The 19484-nt window shown below is 61.3% G+C and carries 15 protein-coding genes; 6 read left to right on the top strand and 9 right to left on the bottom strand.

Annotated features, from left to right (window positions below):
- Positions 1 to 52 precede the first annotated feature (52 nt).
- Positions 53 to 1486, top strand: coding sequence for an FAD-dependent oxidoreductase (locus ABD013_RS13220; protein ID WP_343806631.1), 1434 nt, complete (start codon positions 53 to 55; stop codon positions 1484 to 1486).
- Between the two features lie 66 nt (positions 1487 to 1552).
- Here the strand turns inward: ABD013_RS13220 and ABD013_RS13215 are convergent, their stop codons facing one another.
- From ABD013_RS13215 to ABD013_RS13195, 5 genes are all read right to left on the bottom strand, one after another.
- A complete protein-coding gene (locus tag ABD013_RS13215) occupies positions 1553 to 2533 on the bottom strand; it encodes a hypothetical protein (protein ID WP_343806629.1) in 981 nt (326 codons plus the stop codon).
- A gap of 117 nt (positions 2534 to 2650) precedes the next feature.
- The gene (gene putP, locus ABD013_RS13210; RefSeq protein ID WP_343806627.1) at positions 2651 to 4141 is read right to left on the bottom strand and encodes a sodium/proline symporter PutP; all 1491 of its coding nucleotides are present in this window, start codon (positions 4139 to 4141) and stop codon (positions 2651 to 2653) included.
- A 122-nt stretch (positions 4142 to 4263) separates the two neighbouring features.
- Positions 4264 to 4965 carry a hypothetical protein gene (locus ABD013_RS13205; protein ID WP_343806625.1) on the bottom strand — a complete coding sequence of 234 codons (702 nt, stop codon included), beginning with the start codon at positions 4963 to 4965 and terminating at the stop codon, positions 4264 to 4266.
- 2 nt (positions 4966 to 4967) lie between these two features.
- Positions 4968 to 8132 carry a bifunctional proline dehydrogenase/L-glutamate gamma-semialdehyde dehydrogenase PutA gene (gene putA, locus ABD013_RS13200; protein ID WP_343806623.1) on the bottom strand — a complete coding sequence of 1055 codons (3165 nt, stop codon included), beginning with the start codon at positions 8130 to 8132 and terminating at the stop codon, positions 4968 to 4970.
- A 142-nt stretch (positions 8133 to 8274) separates the two neighbouring features.
- A complete protein-coding gene (locus ABD013_RS13195) occupies positions 8275 to 9066 on the bottom strand; it encodes a helix-turn-helix domain-containing protein (RefSeq protein WP_343806621.1) in 792 nt (263 codons plus the stop codon).
- 154 nt (positions 9067 to 9220) lie between these two features.
- On the opposite strand from ABD013_RS13195, the gene hemE reads away from it, so the two are divergent.
- Both hemE and can read left to right on the top strand, forming a co-directional pair.
- Positions 9221 to 10285 (top strand): uroporphyrinogen decarboxylase, encoded by a 1065-nt coding sequence (hemE, locus tag ABD013_RS13190; protein ID WP_343806619.1) that lies wholly within the window; start codon positions 9221 to 9223, stop codon positions 10283 to 10285.
- A 76-nt stretch (positions 10286 to 10361) separates the two neighbouring features.
- A complete protein-coding gene (gene can / locus ABD013_RS13185) occupies positions 10362 to 11024 on the top strand; it encodes a carbonate dehydratase (protein WP_343806617.1) in 663 nt (220 codons plus the stop codon).
- A 93-nt stretch (positions 11025 to 11117) separates the two neighbouring features.
- Here can and ABD013_RS13180 read toward each other — a convergent pair whose 3' ends face one another.
- A complete protein-coding gene (locus tag ABD013_RS13180) occupies positions 11118 to 12179 on the bottom strand; it encodes a YeiH family protein (RefSeq protein WP_343806615.1) in 1062 nt (353 codons plus the stop codon).
- A gap of 119 nt (positions 12180 to 12298) precedes the next feature.
- Here ABD013_RS13180 and ABD013_RS13175 point away from each other — a divergent pair, with 119 nt between their 5' ends.
- A complete protein-coding gene (locus ABD013_RS13175; RefSeq protein WP_343806613.1) occupies positions 12299 to 13159 on the top strand; it encodes a LysR family transcriptional regulator in 861 nt (286 codons plus the stop codon).
- Between the two features lie 16 nt (positions 13160 to 13175).
- On the opposite strand, the gene ABD013_RS13170 is transcribed toward ABD013_RS13175, so the two are convergent.
- Entirely contained in the window at positions 13176 to 14453 is a 1278-nt protein-coding gene (locus tag ABD013_RS13170) for an O-acetylhomoserine aminocarboxypropyltransferase/cysteine synthase family protein (RefSeq protein WP_343806611.1), read from the bottom strand.
- 139 nt (positions 14454 to 14592) lie between these two features.
- Between ABD013_RS13170 and radA the strand changes: the two genes are divergently transcribed.
- Positions 14593 to 15966, top strand: coding sequence for a DNA repair protein RadA (radA, locus tag ABD013_RS13165; RefSeq protein WP_343806609.1), 1374 nt, complete (start codon positions 14593 to 14595; stop codon positions 15964 to 15966).
- Positions 15967 to 15982: 16 nt separating this feature from the next.
- Here radA and ABD013_RS13160 read toward each other — a convergent pair whose 3' ends face one another.
- Positions 15983 to 16348: a PilZ domain-containing protein gene (locus ABD013_RS13160; RefSeq protein ID WP_343806607.1), complete on the bottom strand. Its 366-nt coding sequence runs from the start codon at positions 16346 to 16348 to the stop codon at positions 15983 to 15985.
- A 163-nt stretch (positions 16349 to 16511) separates the two neighbouring features.
- Between ABD013_RS13160 and ABD013_RS13155 the strand changes: the two genes are divergently transcribed.
- Positions 16512 to 17612 carry a GGDEF domain-containing protein gene (locus ABD013_RS13155; protein WP_343806604.1) on the top strand — a complete coding sequence of 367 codons (1101 nt, stop codon included), beginning with the start codon at positions 16512 to 16514 and terminating at the stop codon, positions 17610 to 17612.
- 52 nt (positions 17613 to 17664) lie between these two features.
- Here the strand turns inward: ABD013_RS13155 and ettA are convergent, their stop codons facing one another.
- Positions 17665 to 19323, bottom strand: a complete 1659-nt coding sequence (ettA, locus tag ABD013_RS13150) for an energy-dependent translational throttle protein EttA (protein ID WP_343806602.1) — start codon at positions 19321 to 19323, stop codon at positions 17665 to 17667.
- Between the last annotated feature and the right edge of the window lie 161 nt (positions 19324 to 19484).

The following is a 19484-nucleotide window of genomic DNA, read 5'->3' as shown; positions in this document are numbered from 1 at the left end:
ACGACTAACAGCAGCACCTGCCCGCGGGGCAGGTGCCGGACGAGGTGGTAATATGACTGACCGTCTGAAAAACGATTTCCAGTTTATCGATGTTGGCCGTCAGGGACCGGAAAAGATCCCGGCGGGCGTGCGCAAACAGCAGTTTGCTGAGATCTACGAGCCGTTCAAATCCAAGGACGCATCCTCTCAGGCACACCGTTGCCTGGAGTGTGGCAACCCTTACTGCGAATGGAAGTGCCCGGTACACAACTTCATCCCCAACTGGCTGAAGCTGGTCACCGAAGGCAACATCATGGAAGCGGTGGAGCTGAGCCATCAGACCAACACCCTGCCGGAAGTCTGTGGCCGTGTCTGCCCGCAGGACCGTCTGTGTGAAGGTGCCTGTACGCTGAACGACGGCTTTGGTGCCGTGACCATCGGCTCCGTCGAGAAATACATCACTGACACCGCTTTCGCCATGGGCTGGAAGCCGGACATGTCCAAGGTGCAGTGGACCGACAAGAAAGTCGCGATCATCGGTTCAGGCCCGGCGGGTCTGGGTTGTGCCGATATCCTGGTACGCAACGGCATCAAGCCGGTGGTATTCGACCGTAACCCGGAGATCGGTGGTCTGCTGACCTTCGGTATCCCGGAATTCAAGCTCGAAAAGAGCGTGATGAGCCGTCGCCGCGAAGTGTTCACCGAGATGGGCATCGAGTTCCGTCTGAACACCGAAGTTGGCAAGGACATCAGCATGCAGCAGCTGATGGACGAGTATGACGCCGTCTTCCTGGGCATGGGGACCTACACCTACATGAAGGGCGGTTTCCCGGGTGAAGATCTGGATGGTGTGTACGATGCACTGCCGTTCCTGATCTCCAACGTCAACCACTGCCTGGGCTTCGAAAAAGACGCGTCCGAGTACATCAGCGTCAAGGGCCAGAAAGTGGTCGTGCTCGGTGGTGGCGACACCGCCATGGACTGTAACCGTACCTCCATCCGTCAGGGTGCAGAATCGGTGACCTGTGCCTACCGTCGTGACGAAGAGAACATGCCGGGCTCCAAGCGCGAGGTGGAAAACGCGCGCGAAGAGGGCGTCCAGTTCCTGTTCAACCGCCAGCCGGTTGAGGTTGTGGGCGAAAACGGCAAGGTCGCTGGCGTCAAGGTGGTTGCAACTCAGATGGGCGAGCCGGACGAAAACGGTCGTCGCCGTGCTGAAGTGGTACCGGGTTCCGAAGAAGTCCTGCCTGCTGATGCGGTACTGGTTGCCTTTGGTTTCCGTCCGAGCCCGGCGCCCTGGTTCGCCGACTTCGGTATCGAGCTGCACGACGATGGTCGTATCAAGACTCAGGCGCAGCCGCAGGAAGCGGGCCGCTTTGCCTTCCAGACCAGCAACGCCAAGGTGTTTGCCGGGGGTGATATGGTGCGCGGTTCCGACCTGGTGGTTACTGCCATCGACGAAGGCCGCAAGGCGGCCGAGGGTATCCTGGACTTCCTCGAAGTCTGATCCCTTCCGCAACTGCGTATAAAAAACCGGATGCTGTCATGGCATCCGGTTTTTTTGTGCCTGCACTCAGTCTGTTGCCCTGTCGATCGCCTTGCGCAGATACAGCTCAAGCCGGAGGGTGACCGCCCAGCGCGGATCGAAATCCGAATCACGGTTGAAGTGCAGCTCGGGGATCAGGTCCAGAAATAGCCGTCCCCGGTGGATATCGCGCCGGTACCAGCTTTGCAGGTAGTAGTCATTGATGCGCGGGTCGTGGAAGCTGTCACCCACCATGATCAAACCGTTGCGCCAATTGCTGCGGTTGTTGATGCGGCGGGAAACTTCAAAGCGCTGGGAGAACTCCAGCGTATCTTCCGTTTCCTGCCACTGGAACTGGGTGAAGGAGCGCAGTTGACGATCCGAGTCCAGTGGCCGGGTCAGGTCCCAGTGGCTGCGAGCCGAGTAGCCGTCGCTGTCGAACCATGACAGACGATTGTAGCTGTGCAGTTCCCAGGGACTGTCATCCCAGCTCCAGATGCGCTCACCGGTAGCACGCACGTAAGGATCAATTGGTGTTCTGATCTTGATACCGCCGCCAAAGCGGTAGCTCCAGTGCAGGCGCTTGTCATCGGGATCAAGCTTGTCCAGGCCGATGATGGCATCGTTGCCGGACAGGCGTTCATTGAGCTGGCTGTCGCTGCCCTGTTCTGCCAGGGTGCCGAGGGATTCCTCGGGGTCACTTTCGATCAGCAGTCGCAACCGTTCCTTGCTGGTGGGCAGGTCAAGCTTGAAGCGTACGCTGAAATCATCGCTGAAACCCTCCGATTCCTCCCATAGGGTCTCCTGGGTGATGCGCAGGTAGGATTCGTTATCCACCATCAGGCTTTCTTCGGTGCCGAACAGACCGTCGAGACTGCGGGCCGTGTAGTCGACCCAGCTACCGATGGTGTCATGGGTCTGGTCGAGGCCGTGGGCGGCCCAGTCAGGCAGGTCGGAACCGTTGGCGGCAAGGAGCGGCTGACTGCAGAGGCAGGCGAGGGCCAAGGTGGAGAGGCGGTTGGCTTTCATGCGGACGACATCCCTGAGAGTTCATCTAAATGTATAGATGATAAAGGGACGATGATAAAGAGGTGGATGGCAACGGCAGCACCGAGGGTGCGTGCTGCCGTTGCTTCCAGGGTGGGATCAGAGATTCTTCAGCATGCGTTCGTGCTGAGCCTGAATCTCGGCGTTGGGTTCTTCGCCCATCAGCGACACTACGATGATGGCGATGGTGGCGAAGATGATGCCCGGTACGATCTCGTACATGTCGAACAGACCGCCGGACAGCTGCTTCCAGACCACCACGGTGACGGCACCGATGACGATGCCGGCCAGGGCGCCGTTGCGGGTCATCTTCTTCCAGTACAGACTGATCAGCAGGGCCGGGCCGAAGGCGGCACCGAAACCGGCCCAGGCGTAGGACACCAGGCCCAGTACGGTGCTGTCCGGGTTGAGCGCCAGGAACATCGCGACCAGCGACAGACCGATTACGGCCAGGCGGCCAACCATGACGATCTCCTTCTGCGAGGCCTCTTTGCGGAACAGTTGCTTGTAGAAGTCCTCGGCCAGAGCGGAGGAAGAAACCAGCAGCTGAGAGTCAGCTGTACTCATGATAGCGGCCAGAATGGCAGCCAGCAGGATACCGGCGATCACCGGGTGGAAGATGGCGTTCACCAGCAGCATGAAGATGGTTTCGCCGTCGCCCAGTTCACCGCCCATCTGGGTTTCCACGAACAGCATGCCGGCCAGGCCAACCAGCAGGGCGCCCGCCATGGACAGACCGCTCCAGCCTACGGCAATACGACGGGCGGTAGGGATCTCCTCATTGCTGCGGCAGGCGGCGAAACGAGCCAGAATGTGTGGCTGACCAAAGTAGCCAAGGCCCCAGGCCGCCAGCGAGATGATTGCGATCAGGCTCAGCGGATCACCGTTGACATCGTTAAAGATGGTCAACAGTTCCGGGTTTTTCGCTTCTACGGCGGTCCACATGGCGGAGAAACCGCCGTCAGCCTGGATGGCGGCAACCGGTACGATCAGCAGTGCAGCCGCCATCAGCAGGCCCTGCACCAGGTCGGTCCAGGAAACCGCAAGGAAGCCGCCAAACAGGGTGTAGGACACGATACAGACGGTGCCGACGATCAGCGCGGTGGTGTACTCAAGACCAAAGACGGTTTCGAACAGTTTGCCACCGGCGACCAGGCCGGAGCTGGTGTAGAACAGGAAGAACAGCAGAATGAAAAAGGCTGAAATAACCTGCAGCATGCGGGAGCTATCGCGGAAACGGTTGGCAAAGTACTCCGGCAGGGTCAGGGCGTCACCCGCCTCAATGCTGTAGGTGCGCAGGCGCTTGGCGGTGAACATCCAGTTGGCCCAGGTGCCCAGCAGCAAGCCTCCCGCCAGCCAGAGGGCTTCCAGGCCAGAGCCGAAGGCGTAACCGGGAAGACCGAGCAGCAGCCAGCCACTCATATCGGAAGCACCTGCTGACAGAGCAGCGGGCCAGGGGCCGAGGGAGCGGCCGCCCAGGAAGTAGTCGGATGAGTTGGCGGTTCGCTGGTAGGCGATGACACCGATTGCCAGCATCATGATCAGGTAAACGACAAAGGTGCCGTAGACCGCGTAGTTGTTTTCAATCATGCAAAAAGCCTCTCTGCAGCCCTCGTGGGGCCTGGTTATTGTGCGCCTGCCTCATGCGTGAGCCCAGAGAAGCTGAGGCAGGTCGGCGATGAGTGTGCGGTTGGGCCCGCTCTCATTTCAGGTTAGACGGTACGGCTACCCAGCTCCAGCAGGGTCGCGTTACCGCCCACCGCGGTGGTGTTGATGGTACGGGTCTTTTCGGTGACCAGACGCAGCAGGAAGTCGGGACTGGTCAGCAGTGGGCAATGCTGCAGATCCGTTTCCGCCACCAGCTGCAGCAGGACTCCTTCCTGCATCGCCAGTGCCCGGTTCAGGCTGATCTCCTGCTCCGGAGTGCAGCTGGTGACGACCAGACGCAGATCGGGGTGCTTGATCAGTTCCGGCTCCGGGGTGTCACTGTCCACAGCCAGCAATGCACGGGGCACGCCGGCCTGTTGCAGCGCTTCAACCAGCTGACCCAGCCAGCGTTCCTGACCGGGCCAGCGCAGCACGGCAGCGTTACCGCAGGCCAGGGTGGCCAGCAGTTGGCAAGCAACCAGTGTTTCGCTGCTTTCGGGGTTGCCCAGCACCAGAGCGACACCACGGCCGGTCAGGTAGAGCTCGTTGGATTCGCCGGTGGGTCCCGGCATCTCCAGGGTTGCGCCCAGGCCTTCGGCATCGTTCAGCAGCTGGCGTGCCAGGCGCTCGGTCAAGGCCGCTTCGGCGTGTGCCGGCAGGTGCTCCAGTGCCTCGGCCAGCAGGCGGCAACGGTCGGCAAAGCCGCGACGGTTCCAGGCCTCCCAGACAGTGGTGGCCCGGATATCGTGAGAATCAGAGTGATGCATGATTATCCCTCCACCTTGTCAGTTTTGGATACTTGCCGGGCCGCGCTCGGTCGGGCCGCGATCGGCTGCAGCCGGGTGAAGCGCAGCAGGTAGTGCGGGCCGCCTGCCTTGGGACCGGTGCCGGACAGGCCCTGGCCACCGAACGGCTGTACGCCCACGGTGGCGCCTACCTGGTTACGGTTGATGTAGGTGTTGCCGACGCGTGCACGGGACTCGATATGAGCGGCCGTGCCTTCGTTACGGGTATGAATGCCCAGAGTCAGGCCGTAGCCACAGCGGTTGATCTGATCGATCAGCTTGTCCAGCTCGCGGGCGTCGTAGCGTACCAGGTGCATGATCGGACCGAACTGCTCACGGCCCAGGCGCTCGATGGAATCGATCTCGAAGGCGCTCGGCGGCACGAAAGTGCCCTGTTCGGCATCTTCATGCAGGGCTGTCTGTGCCAGCAGTTTGGCATGGGATTTCATCTGCTCGACGTAGCTGAGCAGACCCTTCTGCGCATCGGCATCGATCACCGGGCCTACATCAGTGCTGTGCAGGCAGGGGTTGCCGGTTTTCAGTTCTGCCATGGCCCCCTTGAGAAGGTCGATGACGCGGTCGGCGATATCCTTCTGCACGCAGAGTACACGCAGGGCGGAGCAGCGCTGGCCGGCGGACGCGAAGGCGGACTGCACGGCATCTTGTACCACCTGTTCCGGCAGCGAGGTGGAATCGATGATCATCGCGTTCTGGCCGCCGGTTTCGGCGATCAGGGGTACCGGTGCACAGTCACGGGCCGCCAGCGTACGGTTGATCAGACGCGCGGTCTCGGTGGAGCCGGTGAAGGCAACCCCGGCGATGCGCGGATCGCCGGTCAGCGGCGCACCAACCTCGGCACCGGTGCCGGGCAGCAGCTGGATGGCACTGCCGGGGACGCCGGCGGCCAGCATCAGTTCAATGGCACGGCAGGCGATCAGACTGGTCTGCTCGGCCGGTTTGGCGACCACGGTGTTGCCCGTGGCCAGTGCGGCGGTGATCTGGCCAAGGAAGATCGCCAGCGGGAAGTTCCACGGGCTGATGCAGACGAAGACGCCACGGCCATCGCGGATCAGTGTGTGGTTCTGGCCATCGGCGAGCGTGCGCTTCAGCGGGGCGCTGAACAGTTCATTGGCCTGAATGGCGTAATAGCGGCAGAAGTCCACGGCTTCACGCACTTCGTCGATGCTGTCCTGGATGGTCTTGCCGGCTTCCTGATGGCAGAGGGCAACCAGTTCTTCCAGGTTCTCTTCCAGCAGGTCGCCCAGGCGCATCAGGGCCTGGGTGCGGATACCTACCGGAGTAGCATGCCAGTCGGTGAAACCTTCACTGGCTGTCTGGATCGCCTGAGCAACAAGGTCGGCATCGGCAAAGTGGACCTGGCCGGTGTGGTGGCGGCGGTCATAGGGCGCCTTGACCTCGAACAGGTGACCGGTCTCGACACGCTGGCCGTTGATGATCGGGCCGCCCTGCCACTGGTGATCCAGCCACTGGTTGATCTTGTCACGGAAGGGTTCCCACTCGCAGGCGATTTCGATGTTAGGTCCTCGCGAGTTGCGGCGCTGCTGGCCGTAAATATCCCGCGGCAGCGGGATGTGGGGGTTGTGCAGCGGATTGCGCTTGCTCAGGGTCAGCCAGGGGTGCTCGGTCAGATCGCTGACCGGGCAGCGGGCATCGACCAGGCGGTGCACGAAGGAGCTGTTGGCACCGTTTTCCAGCAGGCGGCGCACCAGGTAGGGCAGCAGGTCCTTGTGATTGCCGACCGGGGCGTAGATGCGTACGGCAACACCGGCCTGTTCCAGCACGCGGTCGTAGAGGGCATCGCCCATGCCGTGCAGGCGCTGGAATTCGAACTGGTCATGCCGCGCTTCGGTCATGATGGTGGCGACCGTGTGAGCGTTGTGGCTGGCGAACTGCGGCCAGATCAACCCTTTGACATGGTTGCTGAGCAGGAAGCGGGCGCAGGCCAGGTAGGACACGTCGGTGGCTTCCTTGCGGGTGAACACCGGGTAGCCGTCCAGACCTTTCTGCTGGCACAGTTTGATCTCGGAGTCCCAGTAGGCACCTTTTACCAGGCGCACCGGGATCAGGTCGCCCTGCTGTCGGGACAGTGCAGCCAGCCAGATCAGTACCGGCAGGGCGCGCTTGGAGTAGGTCTGGACCACCAGACCGAAACCGCCCCAGCCCTTGCAGTCCGGGTGCTGGTAAAGTTTCTGGAACAGCTGCAGCGACAGCTCCAGACGGTCGGCTTCCTCGGCGTCGACCGTGATCGCCACGTCCAGCGCACGGGCCTGACGTATCAGCTTGAGCACGGTCTCGAACAGCTGCTCCATCACCTGTGCTTCCTGGCCCGGCTCGTAACGCGGGTGCAGGGCGGACAGCTTGATGGAGACGCTCGGTTTGGGCCCCTTGGCCTTCTTGTCCTGGTAGTTGCCGACAAAGTCGATGGCGCGGCTGTAATCGTTCAGGTACTTGGCGGCGTCGGTGCGGGTCAGTGCCGCTTCACCGAGCATGTCGAAGGAGTAGGTGTAGCCCTTCTGGCGTTCGTCGCTGCCGCGCTTCATCGCTTCGTTGATGTCACGGCCCAGCACGAACTGGTGGCCCATGATCTTCATCGCCTGCTGCATCACCTTGCGGATCAGCGGCTCGCCGAGACGGTTGACCAGACGGTTGATGACGCCGGACGGGGTACCGTCCTCGCGCTCGTCCATGGTGACCACCTTGCCGGTCAGCAACAGGCCCCAGGTGGAGGCGTTGACCAGCACGGAGTCGGAATTCTTCAGGTGGCTCTTCCAGTCGGCTACGCTGAGCTTGTCGCGGATCAGGGCATCGGCGGTATCGGCATCGGGGATACGCATCAGCGCCTCGGCCAGACACATCAGCAGGATGCCTTCACGGGTATCCAGACTGTATTCCAGCAGCAGGGCGTCGATCATGTGGATGGCGCCATCATCGGCCCGGACCTGTTCGATCAGGCTGGTGGCGCGGGATTCGGCCTGGCGGATCTGATCGCCGGTCGGTTCGGCCAGCGCCATCAGTTCCTTGAGCCAGCGGCTCTCGTCAATGGCGTAAAGCGGGGAGATCTGCTCCCAGAGCGCCGACAGCGGCTGCTCGATCAGTCCCGGATGCAGAGCATCGATCGCTTTGAACATAGACTTTTCCTCAACTCGTCCGCAGGCACCACGCTGCCGGTTTGGGCAGGGTGAAACCCTTGGTGTTTGCCGGTTCAGAGAGCTGAAGTGCCCACTGAATTGGCATTTAATAACAGTCGTTGCGGAGCGGTCTTGTCTGTTTCTATGGTTGTTTTGCGTGATCCTCCGGTGGCTGATCACTCCGCTGGCGACGGAATTGGGCCGGTGACATGTCGAAACGCAGGCGGAAGGCTCGGGTCAGCGCGCTCTGGTTACAAAAGCCGTAGCGACCGGCCAGTTGGGCGATGGAGTCGGGGGCATGCAGCAGCGCCTGGCGTACGGCCTGCAGGCGACGTTCACTGACATACTGGCTTGGCGTCAGGCCGGTCTGGTCACGGAAGCGGGCAAAGAACTGGCTGCTGCTGAGACAGAACAGTCCGGCCAGTTCTTCCACCGGCAGGCGTCGGTCCATATGGGTGTCAATATAGTCATTGAGCAGATCCAGATTCAACTTGCCCTGGATGCGCAGCGGCAGACTCTGGTCGAGCTGGCGTTGCAAGGCACAGATCAAGGTATTGCTGCAGGCTTCCTGTAGCAGGGCATCCTGAGGGTTGTACTCAATTTCGCGGCTTAATGAACGCAACAGCAGTTGCAGTTCGGGCGGGCAGTGGAAGTAGCTGGCTTGCTGGAACAGGCGGTCGATCCGTTCCTGTTGCAGGCGGTCATCACTCTCCGTGGGCAGGTCGAGCACCAGGATGCGGTTATCGCCGAGGCCGCTGAAGATATGGTCAGTCGCGCAGGGGACCAGACAGCCGTGGCCGATGCGCACTTCGCGGCTGTGACCCACCAGCTCAAAGGCGGTATCACCCTCAAGGCCGAACACCAGCTGGTGGTGCTGGTGATCATGCTGATCGGCAGCAGGGGGCAGGCTGAGAACTTTGGTGCTTCGGGTCATGGGACGTGGTCACCGCATTATCATGATTCGGGTTAACCTTAGCCTACTAATTATACAGTGCAACTGAGGCGATGTGATCAGGCGGAGCGCATTTGACCGCTTTTACGGGTACAATGGCGCCAAATAAACTCTTACTTACAGGATAGATGGCGAGATGGCTGAACTGAAAAACGATCGCTTTCTGCGTGCGCTGCTGCGTGAGCCGGTCGATGTGACCCCGGTCTGGATGATGCGTCAGGCGGGGCGTTATCTGCCGGAGTACCGGGCGACCCGGGCTCAGGCCGGTGACTTTCTGAGTCTGTGCAAGAACCGTGAACTGGCCTGCGAGGTAACCCTGCAGCCGCTGGAACGCTACGATCTGGATGCGGCCATCCTGTTCTCCGATATCCTGACCATCCCTGATGCCATGGGGCTGGGGCTCTACTTTGAGCAGGGCGAAGGCCCGCGCTTCAAGAAGGTCATTCGTACCGAGCAGGATGTGGCCGAACTGCCGATCCCTGATGCCGCCAGCGACCTGGACTACGTCATGGCCGCCGTCAGCGAGATCCGCGGCGCCCTGTCCGGTCGCGTACCGCTGATCGGCTTTTCCGGCAGCCCCTGGACGCTGGCGACCTATATGGTCGAAGGCGGTTCCAGCAAGGACTTCCGTCACATCAAGCAGATGATGTATGCCACCCCCGAGGTGATGCATGCGCTGCTGGACAAGCTGGCACAGTCGGTCACCGGATACCTGAACGAACAGATCCGTTGCGGTGCTCAGGCGGTACAGATTTTCGATACCTGGGGGGGCGTACTCAGTGGTCCCATGTACCAGGAGTTTTCGCTGAAATACATGCAGCAGATCGTTTCCGGCTTGATCCGCGAGCATGAAGGCCGTCGCGTGCCGGTGATCCTGTTCACCAAGAATGGTGGTCAGTGGCTGGAAATGATGGCGGAAGCCGGTGCCGATGCGCTGGGCCTGGACTGGACCACCAATATCGATGATGCCCGCCGCCGCGTTGGCAATCGTGTCGCTCTGCAGGGCAATATGGACCCGAGCGTACTCTACGCTCCGGCTGACCGTATCCTTGCCGAGGTGGCCGATATCCTGCAGCGCTTCGGCAGTGGCAACGGCCATGTGTTCAACCTGGGTCACGGCATCCACCAGTTTGTCGACCCGGAAAGTGCCAAGGTGTTTGTCGATGCGGTACATGAGCTAAGCGCCCAGTATCACCGTTAATCTGCTCGTCCTTCGAGTGAGCCAGGCAGCGGTGTGATCCATCGCTGCCTGTGTTGTATCTACGGATTGAAAAACCATGAAAAAACTGTCGAATCTCTTTACCAGCAACCGCAGCTGGTCCGACCGTATTCGGGAACAGGATCCGGAATTCTTCCCGACGCTGGCGGGGCAGCAGGCCCCCGAGTATCTGTGGATCGGCTGCTCCGACAGTCGCGTACCGGCCAACGAGATCGTCGACCTGTTGCCGGGTGAGCTGTTTGTGCACCGTAACGTGTCCAACATCGTTGTGCATACCGATATGAACTGCCTGTCGGTGCTGCAGTATGCGGTTGAGGTGCTCAAGGTAAAGCATGTGATGGTGGTGGGCCACTACGGCTGTGGTGGTGTACGTGCCGCGCTGGAGCAGCGCTCGCACGGCCTGATCGACAACTGGCTGCGCAATATCCGTGTGGTGTACAACAAGCACCGTGCCCTGGTCGGTCCCTGGAAGGATACGCCCAAGCAGGTAGACATGATGTGTGAGCTGAATGCCGTCGAGCAGGCCTACAACGTGTGTAACACCACGATCGTGCAGGATGCCTGGGCCCGAGGTCAGGATCTGAGTATCCATGGCTGGGTGTACAGCCTGAAGAATGGTCGTCTTACTGATCTGGAATTCTGCGCCGGCAACCAGGCTGAGGTTGAGCCCGAACTGCAGCAGGCGATTGCCCGTATCGAATCGACTCGCGCTTTCAGCTGACAGCCGAATAATCAGGAGAGCGTCGCTCCTGAAGTATGAAAAGCCCCTTCCCACAAGAAAGGGGCTTTTTCGTATTCAGGCTATGACGGAAACTCAGCTCAGCAGCAGGGTCATTGCGGTGCCGCCCAGCAGCAGCAGGATGAACAGCAGGGCTCCCAGCGCCATCGGTTTCCAGCCGGCGGCGCGGATGGCGCTGATGCGGGTAGCGAAGCCCAGAGCGGCCATTGCCATGGCCAGGCACAGCTGGTCCAGTTGATGCAACAGGTCCAGCACCTGCGGTGGCAGCAGCTCCAGGCTGTTGACCAGTGGCAGCAGCATGAACACCAGTGCAAACCAGGGGATGGGCAGCTTGCTCGGTTCATCACTGGCTGCGTCATCCCGACCGAACAGCTGGCTCAGTACCAGCAGGACCGGTACCAGCAGCATCACCCGCATCAGTTTGGTTACCACCGCGGTATGAGCAGCATCGGCGGGCAGGGTGGCGGCTACCGCCGTGACCTGTGCGACTTCATGGGTGGTGGCGCCCACCAGGCGGCCAAAGGCGATCTCGCCGTTGTGGAACCCGTTGTGATTAAACAGGGCCTGTACCCACTCCTGGGCGAACAGCCAGGGGTAGAGCAGCATGGCGGCGCTGCCGAACAGTACCACGGTGGCAATTGCCACCGGCACCGCCTGCTGGCGAACACGGATGGTGGGGGCGCTGGCCAGTACCGCGGCTGCGCCGCAGATGGCACTGCCGGCGCCGATCAGAACCGCGGTGCGGGCATCCAGTTTAAGCCAGCGAATACCGACCCAGGCCGCCGTGGCCAGGATGCCGACTACAATCACCAGATCGATCAGCAGCGCATTGAAACCGGCGCTTTGCAGATCGTCGAAGCTGATTCGCAGTCCATAGAGAATGATGCCGGCACGCAACAGGTAGTGGCGGCTGAACTGCAGACCTTCCGTGCTGAGTGTTTCAACCCTGTCGCTGCCCAGGTGCCCGGCGACAATGCCCAGCAGCATCGCCAGTGTCAGTGGTCCGATGGTGCTGATACCGGGCAAGGGCAGTTGAACCAGCAGCAGCGCACTCAGACTCAACCCCAGTGTCAGCAGCAGGCCGGGCAGCAGCCGATGAGTGTTGAAAGCCGGGTTGAGACGTGACTGCAGTTGCATGGGGCACCTCCTTGAAAACAGGGGTGCACTTTAATGCGATTGGTTATAAGTTTAAAACGGATTGATTTGGTATTATTTACCTGTTTTATCGATAGATGTATTGGGTGAATGAGGTTGCCATGCTTTCCCTGCGTCAGTTGGAAGTCTTTCTTGCCGTGATCGAGACCGGCTCCACCACCCGTGCGGCGGAAGCGGTGGCGCTGTCCCAGTCCGCAGCCAGTAATGCCCTGAGCGAGCTGGAGTCTCGGCTCGGGGAAAAGCTGTTCGACCGGGTCGGCAAACGCCTGGTGCTCAATGCCAGTGGTCGGGCACTGCAGCCGCGTGCCCGTACTCTGCTGGTGCAGGCGCGGGATGCCGAGGCCCTGTTTCGCGGTGGCGGCGGCCAGTTGAAAGTCGGCGCCAGTACCACCATTGGCAACTACCTGTTGCCGCGTCTGTTGGGGGCTGCTGGTGCCGATTTGCCCTGTGAGCGGGTGGAGATCGCCAATACCGATGATATCGCTGAGCGGATGCTCAGGTTCGAGCTGGACCTGGGCCTGATCGAGGGGCGGGCATTACATCCGGATCTGGTCATGACCCCCTGGCGTCAGGACGAGATGGTGATTGTGGCGGTACCCGGTTTCGCCGGCCAGCCCCTGGAAACTCTGCCCTGGATCATGCGGGAACCGGGTTCAGGCACGCGCAGCGTGGTAGAGCAGGAGCTGTTCGGGAAACTTGAAAGAGGGCGGCCGGCGCTGGAAGGGGTTCAGCCGGTGCTGGAGCTGGGTAGCTCCGAGGCGATCCACAATGCGCTGAGGGCCGGGCTGGGGGTCAGTTGCCTGTCGCGGCATGTGGTGCAGCAGTCGCTGCAGAGTGGTGAGCTGCAGGTGCTGGCGCCGGAGCGCAGCATCCGCCGCCAGCTGTACCTGCTGCGCCACCGGCAGCGGCCGGATACCGCTGTGGTGGCGCGTTTTCTGGCATGCTGTCCGCCAGAGGCTTGAACGATGCGCTCGGGTCTTAGCTGATGCTCTGTGCCAGCGCCTGGTCCAGGTCGGCGATCAGGTCGTCAATGTGCTCGATCCCGATCGACAGGCGCACCATCTCCGGCGATACGCCGGCCGATTTCAGCTCTTCGTCGTTGAGCTGGCGGTGGGTGGTTTCGGCCGGGATGGAGGCCAGCGACTTGCAGTCACCGATGTTCACCAGACGCAGGAAGATCTGCAGCGCATCATAGAACTTGCGTGTGCCTTCGCGACCGGACTTGAGACCGAAGCTGAGAATGCCGGACGCCTGACCGTTCATGTATTTCTTGGCCAGGGCGTGATCCTTGTGGCTTTCCAGACCGGCGTAGTTGACCCAGGTAACTTCCGGGTGGTTTTCCAGGTACTCGGCGATTTTCTGCGTGTTGTCGCAGATTCGTTCCATGCGCAGCGACAGGGTTTCCAGGCCCTGCAGCAGCATGAAAGCGTTCATCGGGGACAGGGCGGCCCCCATGTTGCGCAGCGGCACTACGCGGGCGCGACCGATGAAGGCGGCCGGGCCGAAGGCTTCGGTGTAGACCACGCCGTGGTAGGACACATCCGGTTCGTTGAGCAGCGGGAAGCGCTCCTTGTTCTCGGCCCAGGGGAAGTTGCCGGAATCGATGATCAGACCGCCGATGGTAGTGCCGTGGCCGCCGATATATTTGGTGGCGGCGGTGACGATGATGTCGGCACCCTGCTCGATCGGGCGCCACAGCGACGGGCTGGGTACGGTGTTATCCACAACCAGCGGCACACCGTGACGGTGGGCAATCTCGGCCAGCTTCTCGATATCGGCGATGCCGCCGGACGGGTTGCCCACGGATTCACAGTAGATCGCCTTGGTGCGTGCATCGATCTTGCTCTCGATGGCGGCGAAGTCATCTTTCTGTACGAAGCGCACTTCCAGGCCCTGGCGCGGCAGGGTGTGGGCGAACAGGTTGTAGGTGCCGCCGTACAGCTCGCTGGTGGAGATGATGTTGTCGCCGGCCTCGGCCAGTGTCTGGATGGTGTACGTGATCGCGGCCATGCCGGAGGCTACCGCCAGTGCCGCCACGCCGCCTTCCATCGCCGCCACGCGCTTTTCCAGCACGTCGGTGGTCGGGTTCATGATGCGGGTGTAGATATTGCCCGGCACCTTGAGATCGAACAGATCAGCTCCGTGCTGAGCGTCGTCGAAGGTATAGGACGTGGTCTGGTAGATTGGCACGGCTGCCGATTTGGTGGTCGGGTCGGTTTCGTAGCCGGCATGCAGAGCAAGTGTTTCCAGTTTCATTATTGGTTTTTCCTTGTTGGCTTGATCGGGGCGGCAGCATCTTTGGGGCCCAGGCTGACCCGGGCGGCGGCCGCTTGATACAATTGGGCTGTGCAAACAGTCGCTCAGTGTAAACCCTAATCCTCCAGGAGGCACCCCGATGGCCAAAACCAAAACCGCCTTTGTCTGCAACGATTGTGGCGCTGATTACCGCAAGTGGCAGGGGCAGTGCAGTGCCTGTGGGGCGTGGAACACGATCACCGAAGTACGTCTGGGTTCTGATGCCGGTGGCGTGCGCAGTGCGCGCTTCGAGGGCTATGCCGGCGGTGCGGGGGCACAGAAAAAAGTGGTCAGCCTCAGTGAGGTGGCGCTGGAAGAGATGCCGCGCTTCTCCAGCGGCAGTGCAGAACTGGACCGAGTACTGGGCGGTGGTCTGGTGCCGGGCTCGGCGGTGCTGATCGGCGGCCATCCCGGTGCCGGCAAGAGTACCCTGTTGCTGCAGACCATGTGCCATCTGGCGGCGCAGATGCCGGCGCTGTACATCACCGGTGAGGAATCGTTGCAGCAGGTGGCGATGCGCGCGTCGCGTCTGGGCCTTAAGGCCGATCAGCTGCAGATGCTTTCGGAAACCGCGGTCGAGACCATTTGCGACCTGGCGAACGAGCTGAGGCCAAAAGTGATCGTGATCGATTCAATCCAGGTGATGCATGTGACCGATGTGCAGTCGGCCCCAGGCTCGGTGTCTCAGGTGCGCGAGAGTGCGGCGTTTCTGACTCGCTTTGCCAAGCAGACCGGTACGGTGCTGTTTTTGGTCGGCCATGTGACCAAGGACGGCTCCCTGGCCGGTCCCAAGGTGCTGGAGCACATGATCGACTGTTCGCTGCAGCTGGAAGGTTCCTCCGACAGCCGATTCCGCACGCTGCGCAGCCACAAGAACCGCTTCGGCGCGGTCAACGAGCTGGGCGTGTTCGCTATGCTGGAGAACGGCCTCAAGGAAGTGAAAAACCCCAGTTCCATCTTCCTTAGTCGCGGCAGCGAACCCAGTCCCGGCAGCGTGGTGATGGTGGTCTGGGAGGGTACTCGCCCGCTGCTGGTCGAGTTGCAGGCGCTGGTCGACGAGTCGCATCTGTCCAATCCGCGCCGGGTGGCGGTGGGGCTGGAGCAGAACCGGCTGGCGATGCTGCTGGCGGTGCTCAACCGCCATGGCGGCCTGATGACCGGTGACCAGGATGTGTTCGTCAATGTGGTCGGTGGCGTCAAGGTGCTGGAAACCAGTGCCGACCTGGCGCTGCTGCTCGCGGTGGTGTCCAGTTTCCGCAACCTGGCGCTGTCACAGGAGTTGATGGTGTTTGGCGAGGTGGGACTGTCTGGTGAAATCCGCCCGGTACCCAACGGTCAGGAGCGCATTCGCGAGGCGTCCAAGCACGGCTTCAAGCGCGCCATCGTGCCGATCGCCAACGTGCCGCGCGAGCCTGTGCCCGGCATGAAGGTCGTCGGCGTCAAGACGCTGTCCGAAGCGCTGGATGCGATCTAGGGTGGCTCGGACGGGTTCAGCCGTCGATCAGCTGTTCCAGTTCGCGTTCGAGCAGTGTCTCGTCACCCAGGTTCAGTTCGATCAGGCGACGCAGGTGGGTGATGCTGTCGATCTCCATGCCGGCGGCGGCGAAACCGTACAGAGGTGGGTCCGCATGTCGGAGGATGGCCGGAATCTCGATCAGAATGTCATTGGCCAGGTAGAGGTGCAGCCGGGCCTCGTCACCGGCCTCGATCGGCAGTGGGCGTTGGGACTCCACCAGGGTGCCGCGCAGCGAAATGTCGATCAGCTGGACAACAGCTGTGCCCTTGTCACTGTGCAGCTCGCACTCGGCATCGAAGGGGATGCGGGTAAAACGTCGCCGTTCCTGGGAATTGTTCACGTTCGGGCTCCTGATGGTTCTGCCGGGTTAACCTGATGGTATTACACCACAGTCTGATTGTGGAGACAGAGTGCGCCAGATCAATATAGGCTCGACCTTAGTTGGCCTAGTCTAGTCGGTTTGATTCTTTTTCAACCAACAGAGGCGCGACATGTGGGACGTCATGACTGATCTGCTGGTGGCAGGGCGGCACTCTCGCTACTTCAACCATACGCGCAGTTACCATCTGTTTACCCGGGTGCGGATGATCGCCTGGTTGCTGATGGTGCTGCAAAGTGCCTGGATCCTGATCGACTGGTGGCTGTTGCCCACCGAAGTCAGTACCACCATCGCCTATGCCCGCCTGGCCACCAGCGCAGGCTGTCTGGTACTCGGGATCTGGGCGGCACAGCCCTATCGCCTTGAGGTGTCATTGATCCGGCTGCTGTTGCTGGTGCTGGTGCTGACCCTGTTTCAGACCGGCAGTACACTGATTCTGGAGCATCACGGCTATCAGAGCAGTGTTGCCGGCTACGCTTTCTTCCCCTTCATGATCATCACCATGCTGGCGATTTTCCCGCTGACGGTGCTGGAAGTGTTGGGCTTTACCCTGTTTGTGGTGCTGGTTGAGCTGGTCACCCAGCTCTGGCTGGGCAGTTTCGGTCAGGTCGGGGCGCTCAACGATCTTTGGCTGCTGGCGCTGCTGGGCTGTATTGCCGGCTGGGCATCGGTAAATCAGCTCAATCTGCTGCTGGTCCTCTATCGTCAGGCGACACGTGATCCGCTGACCGGCCTGGCCAACCGGCGCCAGGTGATGGAGCAGCTGGATGAAGATATCAAGGTGGCGCGCAGCCAGGGAGACCCCTTGGCGGTGATGATGTTCGATCTGGACAAGTTCAAGGGGTTCAATGATCAGTATGGTCATGCCGCCGGGGATATCGTGCTCAAGCAGTTTGCCCGCATTCTGCGTCAGCAGGCCAGGCGCAAGGAGGATCTGGCCGGGCGTTTTGGGGGCGAGGAGTTTCTGCTGATTCTGCCGGGCATGGACTGTACTCAGGCAAGTGAGCTGGCGGGTACCATTCGTGCGGCCTGCCATGAAACCCGCTTGCAGGTTCCCACAGGGGATGAGGTGAGCTTTACTACCAGTATCGGTATCGCGGTTCTGCAGGCTGGTGAGGACCATACAGGTCTGCTGCAGCGGGCGGATGAGGCGTTGTACCGCGCCAAGGATGCGGGGCGGGATCGTCACTGTCTGGCGGAGCTGGAGCAGGATCGGGCTGCCTGAGGCGCTGAAACGAAAAGGCCGCCCGAAGGCGGCCTGACACTCAGCCCAAGGCTCAGCTCATGCGGCGGTACTTGATCCGCTCCGGCTGATGGTCCTTGCCGTAACGGCGCTTGTAGTCCTCGGCGTACTCGGTGTAGTTGCCTTCGAAGAACTCCACGTTGGAGTCCCCTTCATACGCAATGATGTGCGTACAGATACGGTCGAGGAACCAGCGGTCGTGCGAGATCACCACGGCGCAGCCCGGGAACGCCAGCAGCGCTTCTTCCAGCGCACGCAGTGTTTCGATGTCCAGGTCGTTGGTCGGCTCGTCGAGCAGCAGCACGTTGCCGCCTTCCTTCAACAGCTTGGCCATGTGCAGTCGGTTGCGTTCACCACCGGACAGATCTTTGACGAACTTCTGCTGGTCAGAGCCCTTGAAGTTGAAACGACCACAGTAGGCGCGGGCCGGGGTCTGGAAGTTGCCCACGGTAATGATGTCCTGACCGTCGGAAATTTCCTGGAACACGGTGTTGTTGCCGTTCAGCTCACGGGACTGGTTCACGTACGCCAGCTGCACGGTGGAGCCGATCTCGATCTCGCCGGAATCAGGTTTCTCTTCCCCGGTCAGCATGCGGAACAGGGTGGACTTGCCGGCACCGTTGGGGCCGATGATGCCGACGATCGCACCTGGCGGGATGGCAAAGTTCAGGTTCTCGAACAGCAGCTTGTCATCGTAGGACTTGGTGACATTGTGCAACTCGATCACCTTGTCGCCCAGGCGCGGACCCGGCGGAATGTAGATCTCCTGGGTCTCGTTGCGCTGCTGGAACTCGCGGGAGTTCATCTCCTCGAACGCCTTCAGACGCGCCTTGGACTTGGTCTGACGACCCTTGGCGCCCTGGCGCACCCATTCCAGCTCGGACTTCATCGCCTTGCGGTGAGCCGCTTCAGACTTGGCTTCCTGTTCCAGGCGGGCTTCCTTCTGCTCCAGCCAGCTGGAGTAGTTGCCTTCCCAGGGGATGCCGTGGCCGCGGTCCAGTTCCAGAATCCAGCCGGCGGCGTTGTCGAGGAAGTAACGGTCGTGGGTGATCGCCACCACGGTACCCGGGTATTCCTGCAGGAAACGCTCGATCCAGGCGATGGACTCGGCGTCCAGGTGGTTGGTCGGCTCGTCCAGCAGCAGCATGTCCGGGTGATCCAGCAGCAGGCGGCACAGGGCGACGCGGCGGCGCTCACCACCGGACAGGTGTTCAACCTTGGCATCCCAGGGCGGCAGACGCATGGCGTCGGCGGCGCGCTCCAGTGCCTGATCCAGGTTATGACCGTCCTTGGCGGTGATCAGGTTTTCCAGCTCGGCCTGCTGTTTGGCCAGCGCATCGAAGTCGGCATCGGGATCAGCGTAGGCGGCATAGACCTGGTCCAGCTCGGCCAGCGCGTCCTTGACGTCGGATACCGCTTCCTCGATGACCTCACGCACGGTCTTGCTGTCGTCCAGTTCCGGCTCCTGCGGCAGGTAGCCCACTTTCATGTTGGGCATGGGGCGCGCTTCGCCGGTGTAGTCCTTGTCGACGCCCGCCATGATGCGCAGCAGGGTGGATTTGCCGGCACCGTTCAGACCCAGCACACCGATCTTGGCGCCGGGGAAGAATGACAGGGAGATATCCTTGAGGATTTCACGCTTGGGCGGTACCACCTTGCCCACGCGGTTCATCGTGTAAACGTACTGAGCCATCAATATGCCTGTATGCTTGGCGGGCACCACGCAAAACCTGCTGCGCGAATCAGCGGCGGCGCTGCGCAGCACTGGCGCGCCAGCCCGGTCAGAATCCTTATGTATACCCAATACACTGCGGTTCCTGCTCGCGGGCGCCTTGCCTCTGACTCGCTCACGAC

The organism is Marinobacterium maritimum, assembly GCF_039523155.1.
Classification (GTDB): domain Bacteria; phylum Pseudomonadota; class Gammaproteobacteria; order Pseudomonadales; family Balneatricaceae; genus Marinobacterium; species Marinobacterium maritimum.
Note: the sequence above shows the minus strand (reverse complement) of the source record. Positions and strands in the feature narration are given on the sequence as shown.

Excerpts from the sequence above, each read along its gene's own strand:
- ABD013_RS13220 (WP_343806631.1), top strand. The coding sequence starts at position 53 with ATGACTGACCGTCTGAAAAACGATTTCCAGTTTATCGATGTTGGCCGT.
- ABD013_RS13215 (WP_343806629.1), bottom strand. The coding sequence starts at position 2,533 with ATGAAAGCCAACCGCCTCTCCACCTTGGCCCTCGCCTGCCTCTGCAGT.
- putP (WP_343806627.1), bottom strand. The coding sequence starts at position 4,141 with ATGATTGAAAACAACTACGCGGTCTACGGCACCTTTGTCGTTTACCTG.
- ABD013_RS13205 (WP_343806625.1), bottom strand. The coding sequence starts at position 4,965 with ATGCATCACTCTGATTCTCACGATATCCGGGCCACCACTGTCTGGGAG.
- putA (WP_343806623.1), bottom strand. The coding sequence starts at position 8,132 with ATGTTCAAAGCGATCGATGCTCTGCATCCGGGACTGATCGAGCAGCCG.
- ABD013_RS13195 (WP_343806621.1), bottom strand. The coding sequence starts at position 9,066 with ATGACCCGAAGCACCAAAGTTCTCAGCCTGCCCCCTGCTGCCGATCAG.
- hemE (WP_343806619.1), top strand. The coding sequence starts at position 9,221 with ATGGCTGAACTGAAAAACGATCGCTTTCTGCGTGCGCTGCTGCGTGAG.
- can (WP_343806617.1), top strand. The coding sequence starts at position 10,362 with ATGAAAAAACTGTCGAATCTCTTTACCAGCAACCGCAGCTGGTCCGAC.
- ABD013_RS13180 (WP_343806615.1), bottom strand. The coding sequence starts at position 12,179 with ATGCAACTGCAGTCACGTCTCAACCCGGCTTTCAACACTCATCGGCTG.
- ABD013_RS13175 (WP_343806613.1), top strand. The coding sequence starts at position 12,299 with ATGCTTTCCCTGCGTCAGTTGGAAGTCTTTCTTGCCGTGATCGAGACC.
- ABD013_RS13170 (WP_343806611.1), bottom strand. The coding sequence starts at position 14,453 with ATGAAACTGGAAACACTTGCTCTGCATGCCGGCTACGAAACCGACCCG.
- radA (WP_343806609.1), top strand. The coding sequence starts at position 14,593 with ATGGCCAAAACCAAAACCGCCTTTGTCTGCAACGATTGTGGCGCTGAT.
- ABD013_RS13155 (WP_343806604.1), top strand. The coding sequence starts at position 16,512 with ATGACTGATCTGCTGGTGGCAGGGCGGCACTCTCGCTACTTCAACCAT.
- ettA (WP_343806602.1), bottom strand. The coding sequence starts at position 19,323 with ATGGCTCAGTACGTTTACACGATGAACCGCGTGGGCAAGGTGGTACCG.